This window comes from Glutamicibacter sp. AOP5-A2-18 (assembly GCF_052446055.1).
Taxonomy (GTDB): Bacteria; Actinomycetota; Actinomycetes; order Actinomycetales; family Micrococcaceae; genus Glutamicibacter.
This window is the reverse complement of record NZ_JBQSVW010000001.1, coordinates 479880-500972: the sequence shown is the minus strand read 5'-3', so window position 1 is coordinate 500972 and position 21093 is coordinate 479880. Positions and strand designations below refer to the sequence as shown.

Annotated in this window: 17 protein-coding genes and 1 tRNA gene; 7 read left to right on the top strand and 11 right to left on the bottom strand. The window is 56.7% G+C overall.

The genetic code is table 11. From position 1 onward, the window contains the following. Positions 1–81: 81 nt before the first annotated feature. The 5 genes from ACT3RW_RS02455 to ACT3RW_RS02435 all read right to left on the bottom strand — a co-directional run bounded on the left by ACT3RW_RS02455 (position 82) and on the right by ACT3RW_RS02435 (position 7117). Positions 82–1500, bottom strand: a complete 1419-nt coding sequence (locus ACT3RW_RS02455) for a GH1 family beta-glucosidase (protein WP_444612710.1) — start codon at positions 1498–1500, stop codon at positions 82–84. After that, complete coding sequence (locus tag ACT3RW_RS02450; RefSeq protein WP_444612709.1) at positions 1500–2387, bottom strand: carbohydrate ABC transporter permease; 888 nt, start codon at positions 2385–2387, stop codon at positions 1500–1502. Before ACT3RW_RS02450 ends, ACT3RW_RS02455 begins: the two co-directional genes overlap by 1 nt. Further along, positions 2380–3504 carry a carbohydrate ABC transporter permease gene (locus tag ACT3RW_RS02445; RefSeq protein ID WP_444612708.1) on the bottom strand — a complete coding sequence of 375 codons (1125 nt, stop codon included), beginning with the start codon at positions 3502–3504 and terminating at the stop codon, positions 2380–2382. The genes ACT3RW_RS02450 and ACT3RW_RS02445 overlap by 8 nt, the downstream gene beginning before the upstream one ends. 91 nt (positions 3505–3595) lie before the next feature. Then, positions 3596–4927 carry an ABC transporter substrate-binding protein gene (locus tag ACT3RW_RS02440; protein ID WP_444612707.1) on the bottom strand — a complete coding sequence of 444 codons (1332 nt, stop codon included), beginning with the start codon at positions 4925–4927 and terminating at the stop codon, positions 3596–3598. 279 nt (positions 4928–5206) lie between these two features. Then, the gene (locus ACT3RW_RS02435; RefSeq protein WP_444612706.1) at positions 5207–7117 is read right to left on the bottom strand and encodes an ExeM/NucH family extracellular endonuclease; all 1911 of its coding nucleotides are present in this window, start codon (positions 7115–7117) and stop codon (positions 5207–5209) included. Positions 7118–7387: 270 nt separating this feature from the next. Between ACT3RW_RS02435 and ACT3RW_RS02430 the strand changes: the two genes are divergently transcribed. The 3 genes from ACT3RW_RS02430 to ACT3RW_RS02420 are packed head-to-tail and all read left to right on the top strand — an operon-like array spanning position 7388 to position 11114. Further along, complete coding sequence (locus ACT3RW_RS02430; RefSeq protein WP_444612705.1) at positions 7388–8176, top strand: ABC transporter ATP-binding protein; 789 nt, start codon at positions 7388–7390, stop codon at positions 8174–8176. Beyond that, a complete protein-coding gene (locus tag ACT3RW_RS02425; protein ID WP_444612704.1) occupies positions 8176–10506 on the top strand; it encodes a YhgE/Pip family protein in 2331 nt (776 codons plus the stop codon). The genes ACT3RW_RS02430 and ACT3RW_RS02425 overlap by 1 nt, the downstream gene beginning before the upstream one ends. Further along, complete coding sequence (locus tag ACT3RW_RS02420) at positions 10503–11114, top strand: TetR/AcrR family transcriptional regulator (RefSeq protein ID WP_444612703.1); 612 nt, start codon at positions 10503–10505, stop codon at positions 11112–11114. The genes ACT3RW_RS02425 and ACT3RW_RS02420 overlap by 4 nt, the downstream gene beginning before the upstream one ends. Here the strand turns inward: ACT3RW_RS02420 and ACT3RW_RS02415 are convergent. The 4 genes from ACT3RW_RS02415 to ACT3RW_RS02400 form a co-directional block, all read right to left on the bottom strand. Continuing rightward, positions 11068–12678, bottom strand: a complete 1611-nt coding sequence (locus ACT3RW_RS02415; protein WP_444614603.1) for an ABC transporter transmembrane domain-containing protein — start codon at positions 12676–12678, stop codon at positions 11068–11070. The two genes, ACT3RW_RS02420 and ACT3RW_RS02415, sit on opposite strands and share 47 nt — an antisense overlap. Positions 12679–12696: 18 nt before the next feature. Further along, complete coding sequence (locus tag ACT3RW_RS02410; RefSeq protein ID WP_444612702.1) at positions 12697–13824, bottom strand: DUF1611 domain-containing protein; 1128 nt, start codon at positions 13822–13824, stop codon at positions 12697–12699. Positions 13825–14053: 229 nt separating this feature from the next. After that, positions 14054–14581, bottom strand: a complete 528-nt coding sequence (locus tag ACT3RW_RS02405; RefSeq protein WP_131090429.1) for a SixA phosphatase family protein — start codon at positions 14579–14581, stop codon at positions 14054–14056. Positions 14582–14650: 69 nt separating this feature from the next. Then, positions 14651–15436 carry a winged helix-turn-helix domain-containing protein gene (locus ACT3RW_RS02400; RefSeq protein WP_131090430.1) on the bottom strand — a complete coding sequence of 262 codons (786 nt, stop codon included), beginning with the start codon at positions 15434–15436 and terminating at the stop codon, positions 14651–14653. Positions 15437–16052: 616 nt separating this feature from the next. Here ACT3RW_RS02400 and ACT3RW_RS02395 point away from each other — a divergent pair. After that, a complete protein-coding gene (locus ACT3RW_RS02395) occupies positions 16053–16793 on the top strand; it encodes a response regulator transcription factor (RefSeq protein ID WP_131090431.1) in 741 nt (246 codons plus the stop codon). Continuing rightward, positions 16790–18304, top strand: coding sequence for a sensor histidine kinase (locus ACT3RW_RS02390; protein ID WP_131090432.1), 1515 nt, complete (start codon positions 16790–16792; stop codon positions 18302–18304). The genes ACT3RW_RS02395 and ACT3RW_RS02390 overlap by 4 nt, the downstream gene beginning before the upstream one ends. Before the next feature lie 34 nt (positions 18305–18338). Here ACT3RW_RS02390 and upp read toward each other — a convergent pair whose 3' ends face one another. Next, positions 18339–18986: a uracil phosphoribosyltransferase gene (gene upp / locus ACT3RW_RS02385; RefSeq protein ID WP_131090433.1), complete on the bottom strand. Its 648-nt coding sequence runs from the start codon at positions 18984–18986 to the stop codon at positions 18339–18341. A gap of 124 nt (positions 18987–19110) precedes the next feature. Here upp and tadA point away from each other — a divergent pair, with 124 nt between their 5' ends. Both tadA and ACT3RW_RS02375 read left to right on the top strand, forming a co-directional pair. Further along, complete coding sequence (tadA, locus tag ACT3RW_RS02380) at positions 19111–19587, top strand: tRNA adenosine(34) deaminase TadA (protein ID WP_444612701.1); 477 nt, start codon at positions 19111–19113, stop codon at positions 19585–19587. A 94-nt stretch (positions 19588–19681) separates the two neighbouring features. Then, positions 19682–19772, top strand: a tRNA-Ser gene (locus tag ACT3RW_RS02375). A 62-nt stretch (positions 19773–19834) separates the two neighbouring features. Here the strand turns inward: ACT3RW_RS02375 and ACT3RW_RS02370 are convergent. Continuing rightward, complete coding sequence (locus ACT3RW_RS02370; RefSeq protein ID WP_444612700.1) at positions 19835–21037, bottom strand: glycerophosphodiester phosphodiesterase family protein; 1203 nt, start codon at positions 21035–21037, stop codon at positions 19835–19837. Positions 21038–21093: the final 56 nt, after the last annotated feature.

Genomic DNA, 21093 nt, shown 5'->3' with positions numbered 1-21093 from the left:
GTATGAGTAGTTAGCGGATCATCGTGCGTGCGTGATGGCCCGTACCTCAGGTAATGAGCTACGGGCCATCATCAACAAGTGCTATGCCATTGTACGATTTGCGGCAATCAGTGAGGCGTAAGCCTTGCCGCTGTTCTTAATGATCCGTTCCTGAGTTTGATAGTCGACGTGGATAATTCCAAACCGCTTGTCATAGCCCCAAGCCCACTCGAAATTATCGAGCAGCGACCACACGAAGTATCCGCGCAGATCAACACCGTCATCAATCGACTTAGCGACCTGGTCCAAATGGTTCAGGATATATTCGCTGCGCTCGGTATCCTCGATCGTTCCTTCATCACTCACCACGTCGGTATACGAGGCCCCGTTTTCCGTGATGTACAGCGGAGGCAAGTTCTCGTAGTCCTGAGTCAATCGGTTGAGCAAGACGCGTAAACCTTCGGGGTTCACTTCCCAACCCATCGCTGTACGTGGCAGGTCTCGGGCTGGGAATGTCACGTACTCGCTGCCCACAAAAGGCGAAGACTTGGCAGCATCTGTAGGCTGCACAGCAGCCGGTTGCCCCTCAGGCAACGGATGACCCGACACGTTGTCATCGTGATAATGATTTACGCCCAAGAAGTCGATGGTCTGATTGATCTGCTCTAAGTCTCCTGGCTGAATCAACTGCGCCAGGCCAAGATGGCTGACATCTTCCAAGAGATCTGCTGGGTAGGAGCCACGCAAGACTGGGTCCAGATACATCCGATTCCACAGGGCATCAACACGACGTGCTGCTTCAAGATCAACTGGATCAGATGGGTCGTTCGGCACCGCATTGGTCAGGTTCAGCGTGATGCCGATTTCCTGCGCACCGAGTTCACGCAGACGCTGTACTGCCAAGCCGTGAGCCAAGTGCTGGTGATGCATCGCAGCCAAGGCTGCTTCGGGTTCTTGCCGTCCTGGAGCATGCTCGCCAGCGGCATAACCAATCAGCGAAGAACACAGTGGCTCATTAAAGGTGGTCCAATGTCGCACCCGGTCACCGAGCTTGTTGTAGACCGCTTCGGCATACTCCAAATACCGGTACGCGGTATCGCGGTTGGTCCATCCCCCGCCCTCTTCCAGAGCCTGCGGAAGATCCCAGTGATAGAGAGTCAGCCACGGCAAAATGCCGTTGTCTAGTAGCTCATCTACGAGTCGAGAGTAGAAGTCCAAGCCTTGCTGATTCACGGTTCGTCCGCCGGGAACCACGCGAGCCCAGCTGGTGGAGAACCTGTAGGAGTCCAGCCCAATTTCTCGCATGAGCTGCACGTCTTCGCGATAGCGGTGATAGTGGTCCACTGCGACTTCAAGGTTTTCTCCGCCGGCAATAGCACCTGACTTTCGTGCAAACGCATCCCAGATGGAGTCTTCTTTGCCATATGCATGGCCGGCGCCCTCAATTTGGGCGGCCGCCGTGGCCGAGCCAAAGACGAAGTCCTTGGGCCACGCGAACTGTTGCGATAGGTGAGTAGTCATTAACCCTTTACAGCTCCTGCCATAATTCCGGATACAAGTTGTTTTCCTGCCAGAACGAAGAGCAACAGCAAAGGAATCGTCGCCATCAAGGCGCCGGTCATCACGATGGTGTAGTCAACGTATCGAGCAGATTGCAGTTGGCTCAGCGCCACCTGCAGGGTTGGTGTTTGTGGGGCTACCAGCATAGGCCACAGGTAATCGGTCCAGGCTGTCATAAAGGTGAACAGCGAAAGGATCGCCATCGCAGGTCGAGCAGCAGGCACGCCCACATGCCAGAAGGTTCCAATCATCGAAGCGCCATCAACACGGGCGGCTTCAATCAGCTCATCCGGGATGTTGTCCACCAGATACTGTCGCATAAAGAAGACACCAAAAGCGGTTACCAGTGTAGGGATCATAATGGCTCCTAGAGAGCCGGTCCAGCCAAACTGCTTCATCATCATAAACATCGGAATGATGCCTAGCTGAGTCGGGACCGCCAAGGTAGCAACCACAAAAATCAGTAGCCCTTCTCGTCCACGGAAGCGCAGCTTGGCAAAAGCGTAACCCGCCAAGGTTGAGAAAGAAACCACGGAGAAGGTAATCACCGAGGAAACGATCAAGCTATTTCCCAACGCCGCCCAAAAATCGACCGAGTCGAATACTTGGGCAACATTTGACCAGAATTGCCCGCCCGGTAACAGTGGTGGCCATGCCGAGGAGAAAACGTCCCCGGTGGAAGAACCGATGACAAATGAGTACCACAGCGGGTAGGTGCTTCCGATGAGGAAGGCCAGCAAGATGCCATAGGTAAGGAATCCTGGGCGACGGTCCGCGGTGAAGTTTTTGCTAAGCCCTAGCCGAGTGGGCTTTGTGCGTACGGTTCGTTGTAAGGTCGCGTTACTCATCGGTGCTGCTTCCTTTCATTGAACCTGCTGGGCTTTGAATCCGGGCTTGTGGGGCATTGCGGCCGGCACGTTTTGTGGTCACTTTACTCGTGCCTCGTCCCTTTTTCTTTTCTGAAGATGAAGCTATTGATCCGGAGACCAAGAAGTTGATCAGTCCGATAACAATAATGATCAAGAACAGCATCCAGGCCACGGCCGATGCTCGACCAAAGTCACCTCGGTTGAACGCTAGATCCCACAGGTACAGAACGGTGGTTTGATACTGCCGATCCGGCCCTCCCGGTACCGAGCTGCTGGGGTTAAAGAGTTTGGGTTCGGTGAAGATCTGCAGTCCACCAATGGTGGCGGTGATGATTACGAAGATCATGGTTGGACGGATGCTTGGCAACGTGATCGAGAAGAACCTGCGGATCATTCCAGCACCGTCGATGGCTGCCGATTCGTGCAGTTCGCGCGGCACCGCCTGCATTGCGGCCAGCAAGATCAACGCGTTATATCCCGTCCAGCGCCAGTTCACCATGGTCGCGATGGCCATATGGGATGGGAAGACCGAGGTTTTCCACGCAACGGGATCAATGTTTAATGCGCCGAGCAGATTGTTGATCAACCCATACTTTTCGTCAAAAGCACTGGAGAAGATTAGCGTGACCGCTACCGGCGTGACCACGTAGGGAACCAAAACGCTCATCCGCCAGAAAGTCTTGGCACGAAGGTTCTGGTCAAGCATGGCCGCAATGAATGTGGCAATGACCAGCTGCGGGATGGAGGAGAGCAGGAAAATGCTGAAGGTGTTGAACAGCGAATTCCAGAACAGTGGAGAAGTTAGTTCCGCCTTGTAGTTGGCCAGTCCCACCCATTCTCCGGCGCCGCCTAGCAGATCCCAGTCATTAATCGACACCACGAAGGTGTAAACCAGCGGGAAGAGGCCGACCAAACCGAAGAGGATAAAGAAGGGCGAGATGTAAAGATATGGGGAGTATTTGTAGTCCAACCGTCCGCGGAAGTGGCGCCGTCTGATGCTTCGCTCCGCTTTAGTTTCATCCAGCTTCTCACCGGTGCTTACACGCGGTAGTTCGGTGTTGAGGTGGGGCCGTGACATTGGTGTCGTGGTACTCATCTGTGTTGTCTTTTCTGCTGCAGTGCCTCTGCGCGAGGGAAGAAATCCGTGGTTGGTTTCGCCCTCGCGCAGAGCGGTGAAGGGTACTTAGTTACTTGATTTCCAGTTCCTTCAGCGTTGACAGCGCACTGTCCCACGCGGATTCTCCGTCGGTGCCCTTATCAATGGCGATGGTTGCTGGCCCGAAGACCTGTTCCTGGATCACCGAATCATCGGCGCCCTTGAACTGTGCTTTGACTCCGTCGGCTCGGTGGCCCAACATTTCACCAATCGGTGCTCCATTGAAGAACTTCGTTAGGTCGTTCTCACCGGTCACGGCCTTGGACTTCTGTGCTTCAACGTTGCTCGGGAACGCTCCGGCAGTTTCGAAGGAGGTAGCCTGCGAAGTGGCGTTGGTCAGGTACTGGGCCAGCTTGGCCGCCTCGGCAGGGTGCTTTGAGGTGGTAGGTACGGTCAGGAATGCGCCACCCCAGTTAGCTGCGCCTCCGGGGAAGACATCAGCAAAGTCCCATCCAGCTGAGGAATCCCCGCCAGCTCCTTCAACCTGGCCTTTGACGTTTCCGAGCATCCAGCCTGGGCAAGGCATAACCGCAAAGGAACCGTCAATGAATGCCTGTCCTTTACCCCAGTCCCACTGGGTCTGCCCGGATGACAGTCCCTTCTTTGCTGCGGCTGAGAGCTTGTCCCATTGTTCGCGCAGCTGCGTATTTCCCTCGATGTTCAAGGTTCCATCGGCCTTGTAGTAGCCCTCATCGAGTTGGTTGGCCATGGCGTTCCAGACAAAGCCGGACTGGTCGTAGAAGGCCTTGTCGGTTTTCTTGACGTAGTCTTCGCCGACGCTGAAGAAGTCATCCCAGGTGGCATCTTCGCCGCCGAAGAGTTCGGCCACCTTTTCACGGTCACTCGGAAGTCCTGCCGCTTTGAAGAGCTTGGAGTTGTAGCACAGGCCCATCGGCCCGATGTCGGTGCCGTAACCAATGAGTCGTCCTTGCTCATCGGTAGCCTGCTTAACTTTCCAGTCCACCCAATCAGCTGAGATGTCCTTGGCACCATACTCGTTGAGATCGGTGAAGCTCTCGGAGACGGTCATGACCTGACCCAGCCAGCCTTCTTCCACGGCCTGAACATCTGGCAGACCCGCACCGGCAGCCTGCTTGGTCTTCCAGTCCGTCAGTGCGTTACCACCGGTGTCGATGTTGGTGGCTTCGATGGTGACGCCAGGATTTTCTTTTTCGTATTTCTTGTACAGCGGGTCAAGGCCCTGAGTGCCGAAGGTGGTGACGGTCAGTGTGACGGGATTATCCGCCGAAGCTGGCTGGGCGGCATCTTTGCTTTCGCCCGATGAGCAACCTGCTGCGAGCAAGGCGATGCTTGAGGTCAGTGCGACAACCTTGGCAAGGCGAGATGTTCGTGAAGACTTCACGGTGACTCCATTCAAGTTCGGTTCGTGCGAGTGTGGGGTACTTCAATATTTTGAGAGCGCTCTCAAAATACGGCAAAAAGAATAGGGTTCATCCCTGAACCCTGCTTGCCATGGTCATGAAAGCAGCTCCGCTTCTCGTTTTGTGAGCGCTCTCACAAGACATCTTCATCAATTCTCCACGAAGCGATTTTTCTGTCAACCCCAAATTTAAACCGAGTACGGCCAGATGCCCACTGCCTGCGGGTTCACCTGGCCGTTCCGGTTTGCTAGAAACTAGCCTTACTTGTTCAATTCGAGTCCCACCAACACCGGATCATGATCCGATGAGCGGTACTGATTTGCGGTGAACAAGTCGGTGATGTTGTAGTTGTGACGGCTGTACTCGTAGCCCACAGATTCGATGGCGTTGATGTTCCAGATGTCCTGACCGGTCACCTTGGAAGCCAATTCCGGTGAAGCCAAAATGTGGTCCAACGAACCGCTCAATCCGTCATAAACATAGCTCTGCGAGTCAGCTGCAGCTCCCAAATCGGTGAAGCCAGCATCCTTGAGAACCCGGATTGGATCCTCAGCGGCATAGGAGTTAAAGTCTCCAGCAAGCAGCACCTTCTTGGTATTGCGGGAGATCTTAAGATCCTCGGTGAATTTCACCAAGGCCTTGGCCTGCTCAACACGGTCCGCGTTCCAGGCACCCTGGCCATCGCCAGAGTCCACGTTGCCCGAACCATCATTTGGTCCGGAGCCCTTGGACTTGAAGTGGTTTGCGACCACCACAAAGCGGGTGTTCTGATTTCCACCAACCTTTTGGAAGGCTTGGCCTAGCGGATCACGTGCATTATCAAACGCAGGATCCTGCAGGATCACAGATTCCTCGATTGGTTTCACTGCCTGAGCACGGTAAATAATCGCAGTGCGGATCACGTCCTCATCAGCTGGCACAGTTGCCGGGCTTGGAACAAAGTTCCATACCTTGCTACCAGCAGCCGCGTTCAACTGATCAACAAGATGAGCCAGAGACGCGTCACGATCTTCGCCGAAGCGCGCTGAGTTCTCAATTTCTTCCAGAACCACTACGTCCGCGGTGAACTTGCTCAACGCCGAAACAATCTTGGACTGCTGCCGGTTGAAGTTTTCCGCGTTGGCGGCGCCACGAGCATCACAGCCCTGACGAACGGTGAGCGGGTTGCCCTCACGGTCACGGTAGTAGGTGCACCCTTCGAGCTGGTCACCGGTAGTAGTGAAGTAGTTCAACACGTTAAAGCTACCGACGCTCACGTTCCCGCCGACCTCTTCGGGAGCTTCATTGTTGATCTGCTCGAAGTTCAGCGCGATATCAGCATCATTGGAACCAATCACTTGACCCTGCGGCTGCAGCCGCCACAGGTCGTAGCGGTAATCCAGGATCATCGCCGAGGTGAACGTGGCATTTGCGCCAACGGTCACGCGCTGCTTGGCATCGATGTATGGCAAAGCCACGGAGGTGTTTTTGGCGGTGCTGAAATTCAAGGTGGCACCATCATCAACCACAATGGCTCGCCGCTCATTTTCATCGGCCAAGGCTTTGGCGTCTGCGCTATTGGGAGCAAAAACATCGGTAGGCTGACGCAGTAGTTTTTCGCCGGGCAAGATTGAGCTGGTTCCTTGCGCAAGGCTCAGCTCACCGTACTGGTTCAGCGAGTAGTTATCCGAGACAGTAAAATCTCCCTGCGGATCCACGAGCATTGATTCGATCTGTTCACGTGCCGCGTCGCCATTAGGCAGTGGCACCGCCAACGGCTTCACGCTCTCGGCCGGTTCGCTCAACTGCGTGACTTCTTGGGCCTTGATCTGGGTCAGCCCGTAATATTCACTGACATTTCCGGCGACTTGAACATAGTCTCCAACTTGGACCGAAGAAACCTCATCAGGCGCATAGACAAAGATCGCTGGGCTGCCTTCTGTGGGCAACTGGCCTCCGGTGCCGGGGGTCTGAACATAAAATCCGCGAATCCCGCCCTCGGCATAGGCACCGGTGACAACACCGCGCACTGTCGCGTCCTTGCCTACCATCGGCGAGTTAGCTCCAGTACCTTGCACCTGTTCGATGGGGGTAATTTCAACAGTGTCCGCTTGGGCGACCGAAACGCATGAGAGCGCTAGGGCACCTCCCAAGAACACTGCAGCAATGCGAGTTGTTGACCTCTTGCTCATGTTTTCCCTTAGCTGATGATGATCGTAGGCGGCGAGGTAATCGCAACCATGGCTATGGTCTCGAGGTAATCAAAGTTCGGTGAACCACCGGTGAACTTTCTCCTGCATTAGCGAGACCACCCCAAGAACCATCCAAAGGCATCAAGCGGTTTACGTCTAGAGGTGATTAAAAGAATATTGTCACTAATTGAACTGACCGGTCAGTTCAATTAGTCTGGTTTTGTGCTTATCGCAGATTCAGTCACCGTCAAAGGCCGCCATGAAGAACTAGTGCCGCCCACCTCTTTACGTGTGGACCGCGGTGAAGTTCTCTTAGTTGTTGCCGACCCGCAGATTTCGCGTACCGCGTTGGCCCTCGCGCTCAGCGGACGGATGCAGCCAACCACCGGAACGGTGGCCTGGGGACATTCAGACTCACTGAAAACCCTGCGACAGCACAGCGCATTGCTCGACTCCCCTGAAGTCAACGAGCCCGAAGCATACCTAAAGGTCCGTGACCTAGTCGGCGAAGACCTTGCATTGGTTCCCGGTCCCATTTGGCGCAAGCCTCGGCCCAAAAAGTGGATGGAAGAGCACGGTTTCAGCGATGTTGCCAGCGAATGGGCCGACGCAATCGACCCAGCACAACGCATGGAACTACAGCTACTTCTGGCTGCTGAGAACCCCAAGTTGGAACTGCTAGTTCTCGATGCACCAGACCGTCACGATATGCAAGACGAACTCTGGATGGATCTGCTGGCCGATTTTGCTTCCAGCTCACGCGAATTTGCTGTGGTGGCCATCGTGAGCCATGTTCCCTACGGCTGGGATGGCCCGGTGAGTTACCTCGGATCTCTCTCGGCGCAGCCCATTGAGCTGACCCTTCCGGCGGTCGAACCAATGCACGAAGAGTTCTCCGGCGAAGAATTTGTGCAAGAAGAACTGGACCTAGATCTTCCCGAACCCACGAACCAGGTACCGCTTGCTGATGAATCAGCCAGAGAAGCTCCTCTCGATGAGGATCCGGTCAGTGAAGACGAACCAATCGCCGCTGAGACCAGCGAAGCGAAGGAAAACTAATGACGACTTTGCAACTTGCGCTCTCTGAACTTAAGCGCATGACCCGTGGCACCCTGCCTAAACTGGCGCTGATCGCTTTGACCTGTGTCCCGTTGCTTTACGGTGCCCTATACCTCTACGCCAACTGGAATCCTCAGGGAAACTTGGACAAGGTCACCGCAGCTGTGGTCAACCTCGATGACGGCGCAAAAAAGGACGGCGAGTTCACCCGCGTTGGTGATAGCGTCGTCGACAACCTCGAAGAGGACGGCACCTTCAGCTGGGCCCACCTCGACTCCCGTAAAGACGCCGAGGACGCGGTGGCCAGCGGCGAATACGCCTTTGCACTCGTTCTGCCGGATAACTTCAGCGCTGCCCTCGTTTCCCCGGGCGACTTTAAGGACGCCGACCAGGCAGACCTTGAGCTGCTGACCAACGACGCCAATAACTTCATGGTTTCCAACTTCGCCCGCACGCTCGCCGGCGAAGTGCGCACCTCCGTCTCTGAAGAGGTGGGAACCGAAACTGCCTCAGCGATGATTGCCGGTTTTGTGGACATCCACGATTCCATGGGCGAAGCCGCCGACGGCGCCGAAAAACTCTACGACGGTACGATGAGCCTCGGCGACGGTGTTCTCACCCTGGCCGATGGCACCACCAAATTAGTTGACGGCAGCAGCGAACTGTCCGACGGCAGCGTTAAGCTCAAGGGCGGCACCGCCCAGCTCTCGGGCGGTCTACAGGAACTACTGGCCGGACAGAAAAAGCTGAGCAACGGCACCAACGATTTGGCCGACGGCACCAGTGAACTAGCCGCTGGTGCGGACAAGCTCAGCTCCGGGCTAAACACCATGGAATCCAAAACCAAGGCGCTGCCAAGCTCGGTGGACCAGCTTAACGACGGTGCGCAGAGCGCCAAGAGCGCGGCCGATCAGCTCGCCACCGGCTCCCGTCAGGTCGCCGACGGCAACAAGCAACTGGCTACCACCGCCGATGATGCCATCTCGGTAATTGATCAGCTGCAAACGGACGCAGATAAAAAGCTGGACAACGTCAAAACCGACACTCAGGCACAGCTGGACAAGCTCGTCGCCGACGGCACCTTGACCGAAGAGCAAGCCACAACCGTTGAATCCACGGTCACCCAAAGTGTTGAGAATTCCACTGTGCCCAGCACCCTGGATTCCAAGGTGAACGAGGTCAACTCCGGACTGACCAGCATGCAACAGAAGCTGCATACACTCTCCGATGGCTCCGAGAAGGTAGCCGACGGCAACAAGCAGCTTGCCACCGGACTGGGTACTTTGGCTGCCGGCACCCAAAAACTGGACGCCGCAGTACCATCTTTGGTCGACGGTATTTCCACCGCCGCCGATGGTTCGGCCAAGCTGGCCACCGGCGCGCACAGTGCCAACGACGGAGCTCAGAAACTGGCCGACGGTCAAGCCTCCGCGCTAGAGGGCACCGCCAAGGCTGCCGACGGCGCCAAAACCCTTGATACCGGAGCCGCTTCCCTCGTTGACGGTACCGATCAACTGCACGGTGGGCTCGTGAAACTTTCTGACGGAGTTGGTGATCTGTCCAAGGGCGCTAACAAGCTTGAAGACGGTTCCTCCGATCTCGCCAGCGGTCTTGATGATGGTGTAAAGCAGGTACCCAACCCGGATCAAAAGACCAGCGATAAGCTCGCCGATGCCATCGGTTCGCCGGTAGCGCTTGATAACGTCAAACAGGCCGAGGCCCAGTCCTACGGTGCCGGTTTGGCCCCATTCTTCATGACCTTGGCAACCTACATGGGTGTTTTGGTCCTGACCCAGGTGATGCGCCCGATCACCAAGCGCGCGCTACTATCCAACGGTAGTAACTGGAAGATTTCGATCGGCGGCTGGCTTCCCTTTGCAGCCATTGCCGTGGTGCAGACCAGCATGCTCTACGCTGCGGTGCACTTCGGTCTGGGCCTGAACACGGCGCACCCATGGATGGCTTGGCTGCTACTGGTCCTCGCGGCCCTATGCTTCAGTGCCCTGATCCAAGGATTCTTCGCGCTGCTGGGCACCGCGGGTAAGTTCCTCGTATTGGTGCTCATGGTGCTGCAGCTGATCACCGCCGGTGGTACCTTCCCATGGCAGACCTTGCCAGAACCGTTGCAATTCCTGCACCAAATCTTGCCCATGGGCAACGTGGTACTGGGCTTGCGTCACCTGGTCTACGGTGCCGATCTGGGCGTGCTCTCGGGCATCATCGGATCCTTGCTCGCCTACACCGCCCTAGGATTACTGCTAAGCATGCTGGCCGTGCGCAAGAACAAAACTTGGACCTTGAAGACCCTGCAACCGGAGTTGAAAGATTGACAGCCACCCCAGCCCAGCGCCAACGGCTGCGCGCCACCAGTTCCAAGGAACGGCTTTTTGAAGCTGCCATGAAACTGCTGGGCACCCGTTCCCCCGACGCGGTGTCGGTCGATGAAATCGCTTCGGCAGCCGGAGTGTCTAAAGGAACCGTGTATTACAACTACGGCTCCAAGGACGAACTGGTCAGCCAGATCCTGCACTTTGGTGCGCAGAAACTCCTTGATGGGCTCAGTCAGGCAGCCGCCGACGCCGATGCCTATCAAGCGCTCAAGAAGATGCTGGAATTCGCCATGGACTTCGTGGCCAGCTACCCGGCATTTGTTCAACTGTGGATGCAAGAGCAGCTCAGCGCCGACACCGCCAGCGACTTCCCAGCCACCTCGTTGCACTCTCAGGTCACCACCTTGCTCATCGAAGTCCTCGAGCGCTTGGTGAAACTGCCCAAAGCAGAAAAGCTGCCAGTAGCCACCACCATTTTTGGTGCGACACTTTTCAACGCACGCATGAGCACGACGCGCAGCGATGAACTGGAGCGCGATCAGATGGTGCGCTCAGTGTCGCTCATCGTTGATGGCTTGCTGGCAACTGCGCCGTCTGCCAAGAACTAGTCGGATTAATTCCCGGCAAGTCTCCGGCATAAATCACCACGCCCGGATAGTTGTTGACCCGCTGCACCACGCCCGGGTATGCGCTATGCGGTAGACGGGTCAGCAACTCATCGATCACCAGCACCGGCGGTTCGCGCAATAAGGCACGAGCCACCAAAAGGGCTGCCTGCTGACTTCGCTCCAGTGGCTTTCCGCCACGACGAAGTCGGGTTTGATCCCGCTCTGGTAACTGCGTCAGGTCAAGCCCACACTCCCCCGCCAATTTCAGTGCCTTAGTTAGTGAGGCCCCGGGATGACGGTAACGTAAGGCCCGCGCCAGGGTGCCACGTTCGGGCACCATTGCTTCGAGGGCTGAGCCCACCAGTTTGCGTCGCTGGCTTGGGGGCAAATCTTCGCTGCGTCCTTCGGCAATCCACACTCCAGCATCCGGGTCGCCACACTGATCAAGGTTGCCGGTGGCAATTGATTCAAGTAACGCGGCCCGCTGCCAGTCGTTGCCCTGTAGCGCGATGCGTTCACCGGGCTGGGCACGCAAAACTGGGTAAGGTGGCAGACCAAGGGCGTCAGTATGGTAAGGCAACTGAATCCGCACCACGGCGCGCTGCCCCAGCAGCTCCTTGGCATCACGAGTGCTCAACGATTGTTCATCAGCTTTTCGCCACTGTTCCTCCTGCTGTAGCAAGGGAGCAATGATGCGCCGGCCGGCCTTGTAGTTCTGCCGGTACTCCACCGCTTTGCCCCATTCCCCCAGCGCCCCGGCGCAGATCCCAATCAGGGTCAGCGCCGTGGCCACGGCAGAGCTTTCCAGCCCAAGCAACGACGCAGCACCGACCATCAAGGCAGTCCCCAGCAGCGGTACCGCCAGCGCACTTGCACGTAAGGCCCCAGCAAATCGGGCGCGCTGCACCGAGGAATCGATCACTTTCTGTGAAGAGTCCTGCACCCGACTGACCTCGCGGTCGATGCCTCCCCCAGCGCTAATGGCAGTCCGCGCAGCAACCGTGTCGGAAATTCGGGCTGCCAAATAACCACGGTTTTTCCGCAACCTCCGAGCACTGCCAAAAGTCCCCGGTGTCAAGGCCAGCAAAAAGACGACCTCCAACACCAGTGTCACCCCAAGGCTCCCGGCCAACAATGGGTGCAACATCCACAGCCCAACCCCGCTGAGAAACAGCAACGGCACTCCTGCCACCAGCGGCACCATTCCCTGCACAATCCAGTTACGGATAGATGAGAGATCATTCGTGGATCGGGCGATGGTGATACCCGCCGAAGGCCCCCGTGCACTGCGCAAAGCGTGAGAGATCAACCCGCGGCGCAGCTGCGCCACATAGTGTTGCCCCAGCTTCTCGGCCAGTACCCGCTGCGCATATGTGGCGGCAAAAAATCCGAGGATCAACCCCACTACCGCCCCAAGCATTGTGCTGCTCACTGTGGTGGTGAGCTGTCCGATCAGCCAAGAAATGATGATGGATATCAGGCCGGCAATGATCCCCAGACTCAGCAGCCCGGCCAGCAGTATTCGGCGTTTCCCTGCGAGCAATGGCGGCAGCGCCACCTGCATTTTGCTCAACTTCGCCACCTAACGTGTAGGCAGCAAGCTGGTGGCTACCTCGGCTTGGCATAGATCGTAGGTGCCGATCACCGCGGTGGATAGCTGATTCTGCGCCTCTTGGGCGGCCAGCGGGGAGGCGGTCACCACTCCGGAGACGGCAGCAACATCAAGCCCGACCTCCAATAAGATGCGCTCTCCCGCTTGGGCTCCCAAGGCATCTTGGGCACTGAAAACTACCCTGTCGATATGCTCGGCGAAGATCGGATCGGCCAACAATCGCGAGGTCTCACCCTGGAAAAGCCCGTCAGCGATCTCGATGATGACCGCATCGGCACCGGTAGCGCTTTGCTCACGGATCATCGCCACCAGCAGCGAGCGAACCGTTTCGTAATCCAGTTTGTAGGTGGTTGGGAATCCAAAGTCGGTGAAGTCGCAGACGCTAAAGGCCCCTGCGTCGGTGAACAAATCCGGGTCATTGCCCGCGCCGGTTCCGGTAGCTTTACCGGCCGCGACGTTCAGCCCAGCGTTGACCAACCCGTTGACCAGGCACCCCAAAGTGGTGGATTTTCCGGAGTTCATCGACGTTCCCAGCACAGCGATGACCGGAGGCCGCTTGGCTCCAACCTGCGCGGCCTGTGCCGATTCATTATGGATATCCAGCGGAGCAAAGTCTCGCAGGTTCACTACCTGGCCGTGCCGCAACAACAGCCCCACCGGTTCAAGAGCTGTGGCCTTATCGATGGAGGCGTGCTGTTCGATCACTCCGCTGGCCACGCCCCCGCCGGCCACCAACTGGCACGGTCCAAGGTTGTTTGGAACATGAGCCAGGAACTGATCCGGTGCGTAGCGGTGCCCGTACGCCACCATGATTTCTTGACCGACAAACATGAGCTGTCGGCGCGAGGTCGGAGATTGCAAACGCAGGTGTTTGCCCAGCTCGGTGACCTTGGCGATCACCACGTCCCCGGCGCTGGGGACCATATTTGCACGGCGCACGATCTGGAAGTCTTGCGGGTTGCGTTGTAGCTGCGCGGCAACAAACCGCGTGGTGTAGGCAGCACGAATACGGCTCGCGCGCTGTGCGTCGATGGGCTGCTGTAGTTCATTGCGAGCTTCGGTGCTCTGCAACGGAAGCGATTGTGCGATGGCGGCCATGATCCCATTTCCTTTTCACCCGAGTCCCGGTCCACGTTCAACGTGTTCCGGCATTGGCGCTTTCGCCAACAGTTCTCAGTGAATCGAGTAATGGTTAACCCAAGATGAACTCCCGCTGGTGGGTTCACCTACATCCGATGAGACGGCTTTCATCTGCCTCTCATAACCGCAGATCATCGGATAATTAGCCGGTGACTAGGCGATAAGAAAAAACTTGGTGAGAGTACTCTCATGCGGGTCGTGGTGCGAAGAAATGGGTAATATTTGCATCGCGAGAGTCCAACTGCGAGTACGAATGGCTGGTTTCAAGCACCGTTGTTCCCAGCGTTGGATAGTCCATGGCCAGCTCGTACACGGCCTCCTCGTCGGAGTCCACCGAGGCAAGTCGAAGGGCAAGGTCCTGAAGCACCGGCTGGTGGCCAATCACCAAGAGTGTGCTGACCGTATCGGGCACCTCATTGATAATGGAGCACAGCTTCGCAACACCGGCACCATAAATCCGCGAGTCCACGTAGGGCGTGGGCCCCTTTTCACCAAGCTCTGAGAGCACCCATGCACAGGTGGATCGAGCTCGCAGCGCATCAGAGCACAGGATATAGTCCGGCACCAGATTGTTCTCTACTAGCCAGGCACCGGCCGCTGGAGCTTCACGATGCCCGCGCGATGCCAGCGGTCGCTCATGATCGCTCACACCCAGCGGGTAGTCGGCTTTGGCGTGACGCATGAGGATGAGCTTGCGCGATTGCATGGTGTTCATCTTCCCAGCTTAAGACAGCAACGGCGGGCAAACCGAATACGGTTTGCCCGCCGTTGCCAGGTGGTGCAATTAGATGGAGTATTCAGGCGCTGCCCAAACAACAACTTCTGGGTGCTCGTAGAAGCGGTAGCCCTGACCGCGCACGGTGCGCACGGTATTAGCTAGGCGACCTAGCTTGGAGCGCAGGCGACGGATGTGTACGTCGATGGTGCGTTCGTTGGGTACCTCTTCGGCATTGCGCCATAGGTTTTCCAGCAGTTCTTCGCGTCCCACAGTGCGGGTGCCGTTTTCAACCAGGAAGTTGAGCAGTTCAAATTCCTTGAAAGTCAGATTCAAGGTTTCGCCGTCTAGGTAGACTTCGCGACGCGAAAGGTCGATCAGTACACCCGATGGGCGTGGGGTGCTTGGACGAGCTTCGGCACGTGGACGGCGTGAGACGGTTGGGTCTCCCAGCGCCTGACGTACAACGTCAATTGGCTCACCCTGCGCGCTGGTTGGAGCCAGTGCCACGGCGGCGTGGGTCTGAGCCTGAGGAGAAAGGGTGGCGAGGAAGGCGCGAACCTGAGTTGCCAGCTTGCCCAGCGAAGTACCCTGCGCCTGAGCTGCCGCTTCATCAAGTCCTACGTACAGTACAAAGCCGCGAGCCGAAGTGTCGGCGGTGGCCTGACCGGTGGACTGCACGGCAGTGGTGGTCGGCTGATGGGATGGTTCACGAGTTTCTGGGGTGTTAGAAACTGCGCGCAGGGGACGATATCCCGCTGGTGCATAGTTGCCAGCAGCCTGACGCTGTGCAGCAGCTGCGCGGTTCTGCGCGTTGCGAATTGAAACGTGGACGTATCCGGATCCAGCCGACATAATGTTTTCCTCTTTTAGTGCGAAGGCCAAGTGGTCTGGCGCTCGTGCTTCGGGTTTTGCTTGCGCCGTTCATGGCCTTCGTCCACGTTCAGCAGTTGGGTTTCCCGTCAGCGACTTTCCGATTTCTATTTACGAACGAGCCGTAAATTCATCTTTTAGCCGCCGACGCCGAGCATTCGATTACAAGTTGCATCGGCAAACCACGACTGTCCGTCGGGATGCTTTTTGCTGTTCTGCGCCGTACTCACACCTCTAGTTTCCTCGTAACATTGTCAACTTGCAAGTAACAAACTATGGCTATGTCCACATAGTGAGACAAATACGTTCAAAGGTGATACACACCACTTTAGACATTTCTTGACTATCTAAGCGCTTAACTACTCAATATGATCAAGACTTTTACTTCGACCGAACATAGTGACTACCCTATTCAGGGGCGTGAATATTCATTCACGACAACACGCAGTCCACACTTCAATCATTCGTCGATCACTACCCTTGACCAAATTAAGTACCTCCCGTTAGCAAAAATCCTGCATAAACTCGACATACAGTCATAGCTGGCGCACAGTAAAAACATATTCTTACCCCAAGGCAATAGGAGACGCTGTTAAACATGAACGATTCTCGGTTTTCACCTTCGCAACTGCCCCGCCTCACCCACCCTGATGGCACTGCCATCAAAGTCCTTGTTGTAGACGATGAACCATCGCTGGCCGAACTGGTCTCCATGGGTACCCGCATGCTTGGTTGGGAAGCCACCATGGCTCACGACGGCCCAGAAGCCGTAGCCACCGCCCGCTCTCTGGCCCCCGACGTACTGGTTTTGGACTGGATGCTGCCAGGTTTTGACGGCCCAGAAGTACTTCGCAAGGTCCGCACCCATTTCCCTGAAATCCCCGTCCTGTTCCTCACAGCTAAGGATGCCGTCGAAGACCGCATCGAGGGCCTAGGCGCCGGAGCCGACGACTACGTCGCCAAGCCGTTCAGCCTCGAAGAAGTACTGATCCGACTGCACCGTTTGGTTGAGCGCTCGGGCGCCGCGGCAGCGGACTCCGCTGAACTAGTGGTCGGCGATCTGGTGCTGAACATGGACTCGCACGATGTCTCCCGCGCGGGACGCGAAATCTCCTTGACCGCCACCGAGTTTGATCTGCTCAGCTACCTGATGAGCAATGCCCGTCGCGTGGTTTCCAAGTCCCAGATCTTGGACAACGTCTGGCACTATGACTTTGACGGGCAGGCAAATATTGTCGAGCTCTACATCTCCTACCTGCGCAAGAAGATCGACGTTGACGCAGAGCCAATGATCCACACCGTACGTGGCGTGGGCTACGTCCTGAAGCCGGCGGCATGAGTCGTTTCTCCCCCAGCACCAACGTAGGTTCGCCACACTCCCTGCAGCGCAAACTGCTGCTGATCCTGCTCACTTCACTCACGGCTGTCTCGGTACTTTTGGGTGTGCTCTATAACGCCGGCATGCGCCAGACGTTGATGGACCAGCTCAATAGCCAACTGCGATTGACCACCGAGCGGGCGCTGAACTACTCCCAAGGCGCACCAGCGGTGAACTCACGTCTGGACGCTCCGGGACAGTCCGCCGGTACGCTGACCGCACGCTTTGTGGACAAGTACGTCTTCAACGGTGGTGTGCTCGACGAACGCACCGGTGAGTTGCAGCAGCTGAGCCAAGAAGACGCGATTCCGATGGTGGACCTAGAACTCAGCGATACCCACGGAGACGGAAAATTCCATCCCGTACGTGCCCACCTAACCGTTGGCGACTACTACCTGGTCGCGGTCAAAGACTCCGGGTCCAATGGGATCCTGATCGTCGGTCTGCCGTTGCACAGCACGGATATGGCGCTGCGTGGCATGGCTTGGCTGACCCTGTTTATTGCACTGATCTTGATTGCTGGTGCCGGACTGGCTGGCTCGTGGCTTATCTCCCGCTCACTGGCCTCGCTTAAACGTGTTGCTTCAGTCGCCGAGTCGGTGGCCGCCGAGGATCTAGATTCGGGCAAGGTGGCCTTGACCCAACGTGTACCGGTTGAGGATGCTGTGCCAGGAACCGAGGTGGGGAACGTTGGCAACGCACTGAACGCGATGATCAGCAACGTTTCCACGGCCCTGACCGCACGCGAAAAGTCTCAGGCCCAGATGCGACAGTTTGTTGCCGATGCCTCGCACGAGTTACGTACCCCGCTGTCCTCAATTCGCGGTTACACCGAGCTGCTATCCGCCACCGAGCATTTCTCCCCCGACGGACAACGCTCCGTTGACCGGGTGTTGCAGCAAAGCAGCCGAATGGGATCGCTGGTGGAGAATCTCTTGCTGTTGGCTCGTTTGGACGAAGAAAATTCGTTTAAGCGCAGCAACCTAGATTTGAGCACGCTGACCGCAGACATCACCGAAGATTTCAAACTGACCGCCAGCGATCACCAGTGGGAATTCGAATCCCTGGCCGAGCAGACCATCGTCTTTGCCGACTCCACGTCATTACGCCGCGTGATCACCAACCTCTTGGCCAATGCACGTAAACACACCTCGGCAGGCAATACCGTAACGGTGACGGTAGATCAGGATGACGAGACCGACGAGGCAGTGCTTGAGGTGCATGACACCGGTGAAGGTATTGCACCGGAGTTCTTGCCTCGGGTCTTTGAACGTTTCACCCGGGCAGACACCGCACGCTCGGGTTCGGACGGCACCACCGGTCTAGGTTTGCCGATTGCCAAGAGCATCGTCGAGGCGCACGGTGGCAGCATCTCGGTCACCTCTGAACCGGGCAATACCGTGTTCGAAGTACGACTGCCGCTAGCCGACGTCGACGAGTCGGACGAGCAAACACCACAGGCCACGGTCTAGTGACCGTGGCCTGTGGGCTACTGCTGAAAACTACTTAGACGATCGGTGGGGTGACACCGTACAGGCGGTCACCGGCATCACCAAGGCCAGGAATGATGTAGGACTTTTCGTTCAGCTTCTCGTCCAACGAAGCAAGCACAATGTGCACGCGGTTGTCGCCACCGTGGATTTCTTCCAAACGGGCCACGCCCTCAGGGGCAGCGATCAGGCAGATGCAAGTCACCGATTCGGCGCCACGATCGAAGATGAACTTGATCGCTTCAGCCAGGGTGCCGCCGGTAGCCAACATTGGATCCAGAACAAATACCTGACGGCCAGTCAGGTTGTTTGGAACGCGGTCAGCGTAGGTGATGATGTCCAGGGTTTCCTCGTTGCGAGCCATGCCTAAGAAGCCAACCTCTGCGGTTGGCACCAGACGAGTCATGCCTTCGAGCATGCCCAGACCGGCGCGCAAGATCGGAACAACCAATGGGGTCGGCTTGGCAATTGCAGTACCGATAGTGGTAGCAACTGGGGTTTCAACCTGAATGCTTTCGGTCGTCACCTCGCGGGTTGCCTCGTAGGCCAGCAGGGTGACCAGTTCGTCAGTGAGCTGACGGAAGATCGGAGATGGGGTGTTCTTATCTCGAAGAACTGAAACCTTGTGTGCCACCAGCGGGTGGTCGACTACCTGTACGCGCATAAGTAGAAATCTATCAGCACCGTCATAGTTGAATCGATAGAAATCCCCGATTTTCCGCACTTAAACGATAATGATGTGCCCAAAGAAACAGGAATCACGCGCTAGCACGTAAAGTAAAAGCACTATGGTGCACGAATACGAAGCTTGGATGGACCTTGCTCTGGGTGAGGCACGCGCCGCGCTAGCCACAGACGATGTCCCCATCGGCGCAGTGATCCTCTCCCCCGAAGGTCAAGTTCTGGCCACCGGACGCAACCAACGCGAAGCGGTCAAAGACCCCACGGCGCATGCCGAAGTGGTGGCCATTCGTGAAGCGGTCCGGGCCTTGGAAGAACGCGGCGACGACGATGGTTGGCGACTAACCGACTGCATCTTGGTGGTCACCCTAGAACCTTGTGCCATGTGTGCCGGAGCAATTGTCCTGGCTCGAATCCCCAAACTTGTTTTTGGTGCTTGGGATGAAAAGGCCGGCGCCTGCGGTTCGGTCTTCGACATCGTTCGCGAACCACGACTGAACCACTGGGTCGAAGTCTATTCACGAGTCAAAGAACAAGAATGTGCAGAGCTTCTGCGCGAATTCTTCCGGAGCAAACGAAGCTAAAACATCAGCCAGGTGTGTTTCGAGCCACTTCAGCGCGAATATCTGGCCTCCGTTTTTGTATTCACCTTTGGTTCGGTATAGAGTTATCAGGTCTGGTGACGTGTCCGAGCGGCCGAAGGTGCAACACTCGAAATGTTGTGTACGGTAACCCCGTACCGTGGGTTCAAATCCCACCGTCACCGCCAAGAAAACCCCGTAGATTCATTGAATCTACGGGGTTTTGCTTTGCCCAAAAAGCTATTGCAAGCTAGTTGGAGAACAAATCAGTGAGCTTGCCCTTGGCATCCCACAGAGCCAACGAGTCTCCCCCATTGTTCAGCACACCGGGACCATCAACGTAGAACGCTTCGTCACTGTTGGTACCTGGACCGGAGTACACGCGCAGCTTCTGCCCTGGCTCCAATACGTAGCCATCGCCAATCTGCAGCTTGTTGTTAGCCGCATCGCGGATCAGGTAGCCGCTGACATCGACGGTCCGCTGACCGGTATTTTCCACTACAACGTACTCGCCGTTTTCAGGAGTCACGTCACTTCCTGGAGCATCGTTCAACGCATCAGAAATCAGCACACCGTTATTGGCTGGGAAAACTTTCTTGCCATTCAGGTGACGATCGATCTGTGCCGGGAAGTCACCGGTAATTCGCTCAACGCCCAGTTCCAAAGCGTCATCGACAACTTCCTCAGAGTCAACGGTGTACACACCCAAGCCCAGACCTGCGTCCTTAACTCGTTGCGCGCCAGCGGCGTCCAGAGTGCGGTAGCTGGTGCCGAAGGCGTCAGCGTAAGTTGCGTAGTGCTCAAGTTCTTGTGCCGAAGGAACAGTTCCCGTCAGTTGCTGCAATGGCACCTGCGGAGCCAGCTGCGCAAAACGCTCGTTGGATGCCGCGTCAAAACCCAGTACCTCGATCTTGTTGGCAGCTAGCAGCGCCTTCCATTCGGTGTCTTTTGCCAGCGCATCGGCAACAACCTGCTCTACGCCTTGCGATGAGGCAGGATCTTTGATCTCGATGAAGACGCCGGTGCCGCCGGTCAGCACGCTAGGAACATCATCGAAGTGTGGAATCTTGGCCCCGACAAACTTGCCCGAGAAGTAGGATCCGGCATCCAGCTGCTGGAGCTCGTCCCAGGTGAACGAGGTGATGGGATCGTTGGCGCGATCCGGGAAAACCTCTTCGACATTTGTGGTGCGGGCTGGGGTTCCGTCGTGGAAGATGAACGGCACCCCATCTTTGGAAAGCTGAACATCAATTTCGACAAATTCAGCTCCGGACTGACTTCCTGCTTTCAGGGCTTCCAAGGTGTTTTCCGGTGCCACACCGGCAGCACCGCGGTGGCCGATCACCAGCGGCGAAGAATCTGAAGACTTGATTTCAGCGGCCATTGCTGGTGCGGACAGTGAGGCAACCAAGCAAAGCGTTGCAGTTCCCAAAGTAATGCTGCGCAGTTTCATGATGGACTTCCTTCGGTGTCATTGATGAACACCGGCCATACTTCCGCGCTCTGATG

Coding starts and splice junctions, on each gene's coding strand:
- ACT3RW_RS02455 (WP_444612710.1), bottom strand. CDS start 1,500: ATGACTACTCACCTATCGCAACAGTTCGCGTGGCCCAAGGACTTCGTC.
- tadA (WP_444612701.1), top strand. CDS start 19,111: ATGGTGCACGAATACGAAGCTTGGATGGACCTTGCTCTGGGTGAGGCA.
- ACT3RW_RS02395 (WP_131090431.1), top strand. CDS start 16,053: ATGAACGATTCTCGGTTTTCACCTTCGCAACTGCCCCGCCTCACCCAC.
- ACT3RW_RS02405 (WP_131090429.1), bottom strand. CDS start 14,581: ATGAACACCATGCAATCGCGCAAGCTCATCCTCATGCGTCACGCCAAA.
- ACT3RW_RS02370 (WP_444612700.1), bottom strand. CDS start 21,037: ATGAAACTGCGCAGCATTACTTTGGGAACTGCAACGCTTTGCTTGGTT.
- ACT3RW_RS02390 (WP_131090432.1), top strand. CDS start 16,790: ATGAGTCGTTTCTCCCCCAGCACCAACGTAGGTTCGCCACACTCCCTG.
- ACT3RW_RS02400 (WP_131090430.1), bottom strand. CDS start 15,436: ATGTCGGCTGGATCCGGATACGTCCACGTTTCAATTCGCAACGCGCAG.
- ACT3RW_RS02410 (WP_444612702.1), bottom strand. CDS start 13,824: ATGGCCGCCATCGCACAATCGCTTCCGTTGCAGAGCACCGAAGCTCGC.
- ACT3RW_RS02450 (WP_444612709.1), bottom strand. CDS start 2,387: ATGAGTAACGCGACCTTACAACGAACCGTACGCACAAAGCCCACTCGG.
- upp (WP_131090433.1), bottom strand. CDS start 18,986: ATGCGCGTACAGGTAGTCGACCACCCGCTGGTGGCACACAAGGTTTCA.
- ACT3RW_RS02415 (WP_444614603.1), bottom strand. CDS start 12,678: ATGCAGGTGGCGCTGCCGCCATTGCTCGCAGGGAAACGCCGAATACTG.
- ACT3RW_RS02425 (WP_444612704.1), top strand. CDS start 8,176: ATGACGACTTTGCAACTTGCGCTCTCTGAACTTAAGCGCATGACCCGT.
- ACT3RW_RS02445 (WP_444612708.1), bottom strand. CDS start 3,504: ATGAGTACCACGACACCAATGTCACGGCCCCACCTCAACACCGAACTA.
- ACT3RW_RS02435 (WP_444612706.1), bottom strand. CDS start 7,117: ATGAGCAAGAGGTCAACAACTCGCATTGCTGCAGTGTTCTTGGGAGGT.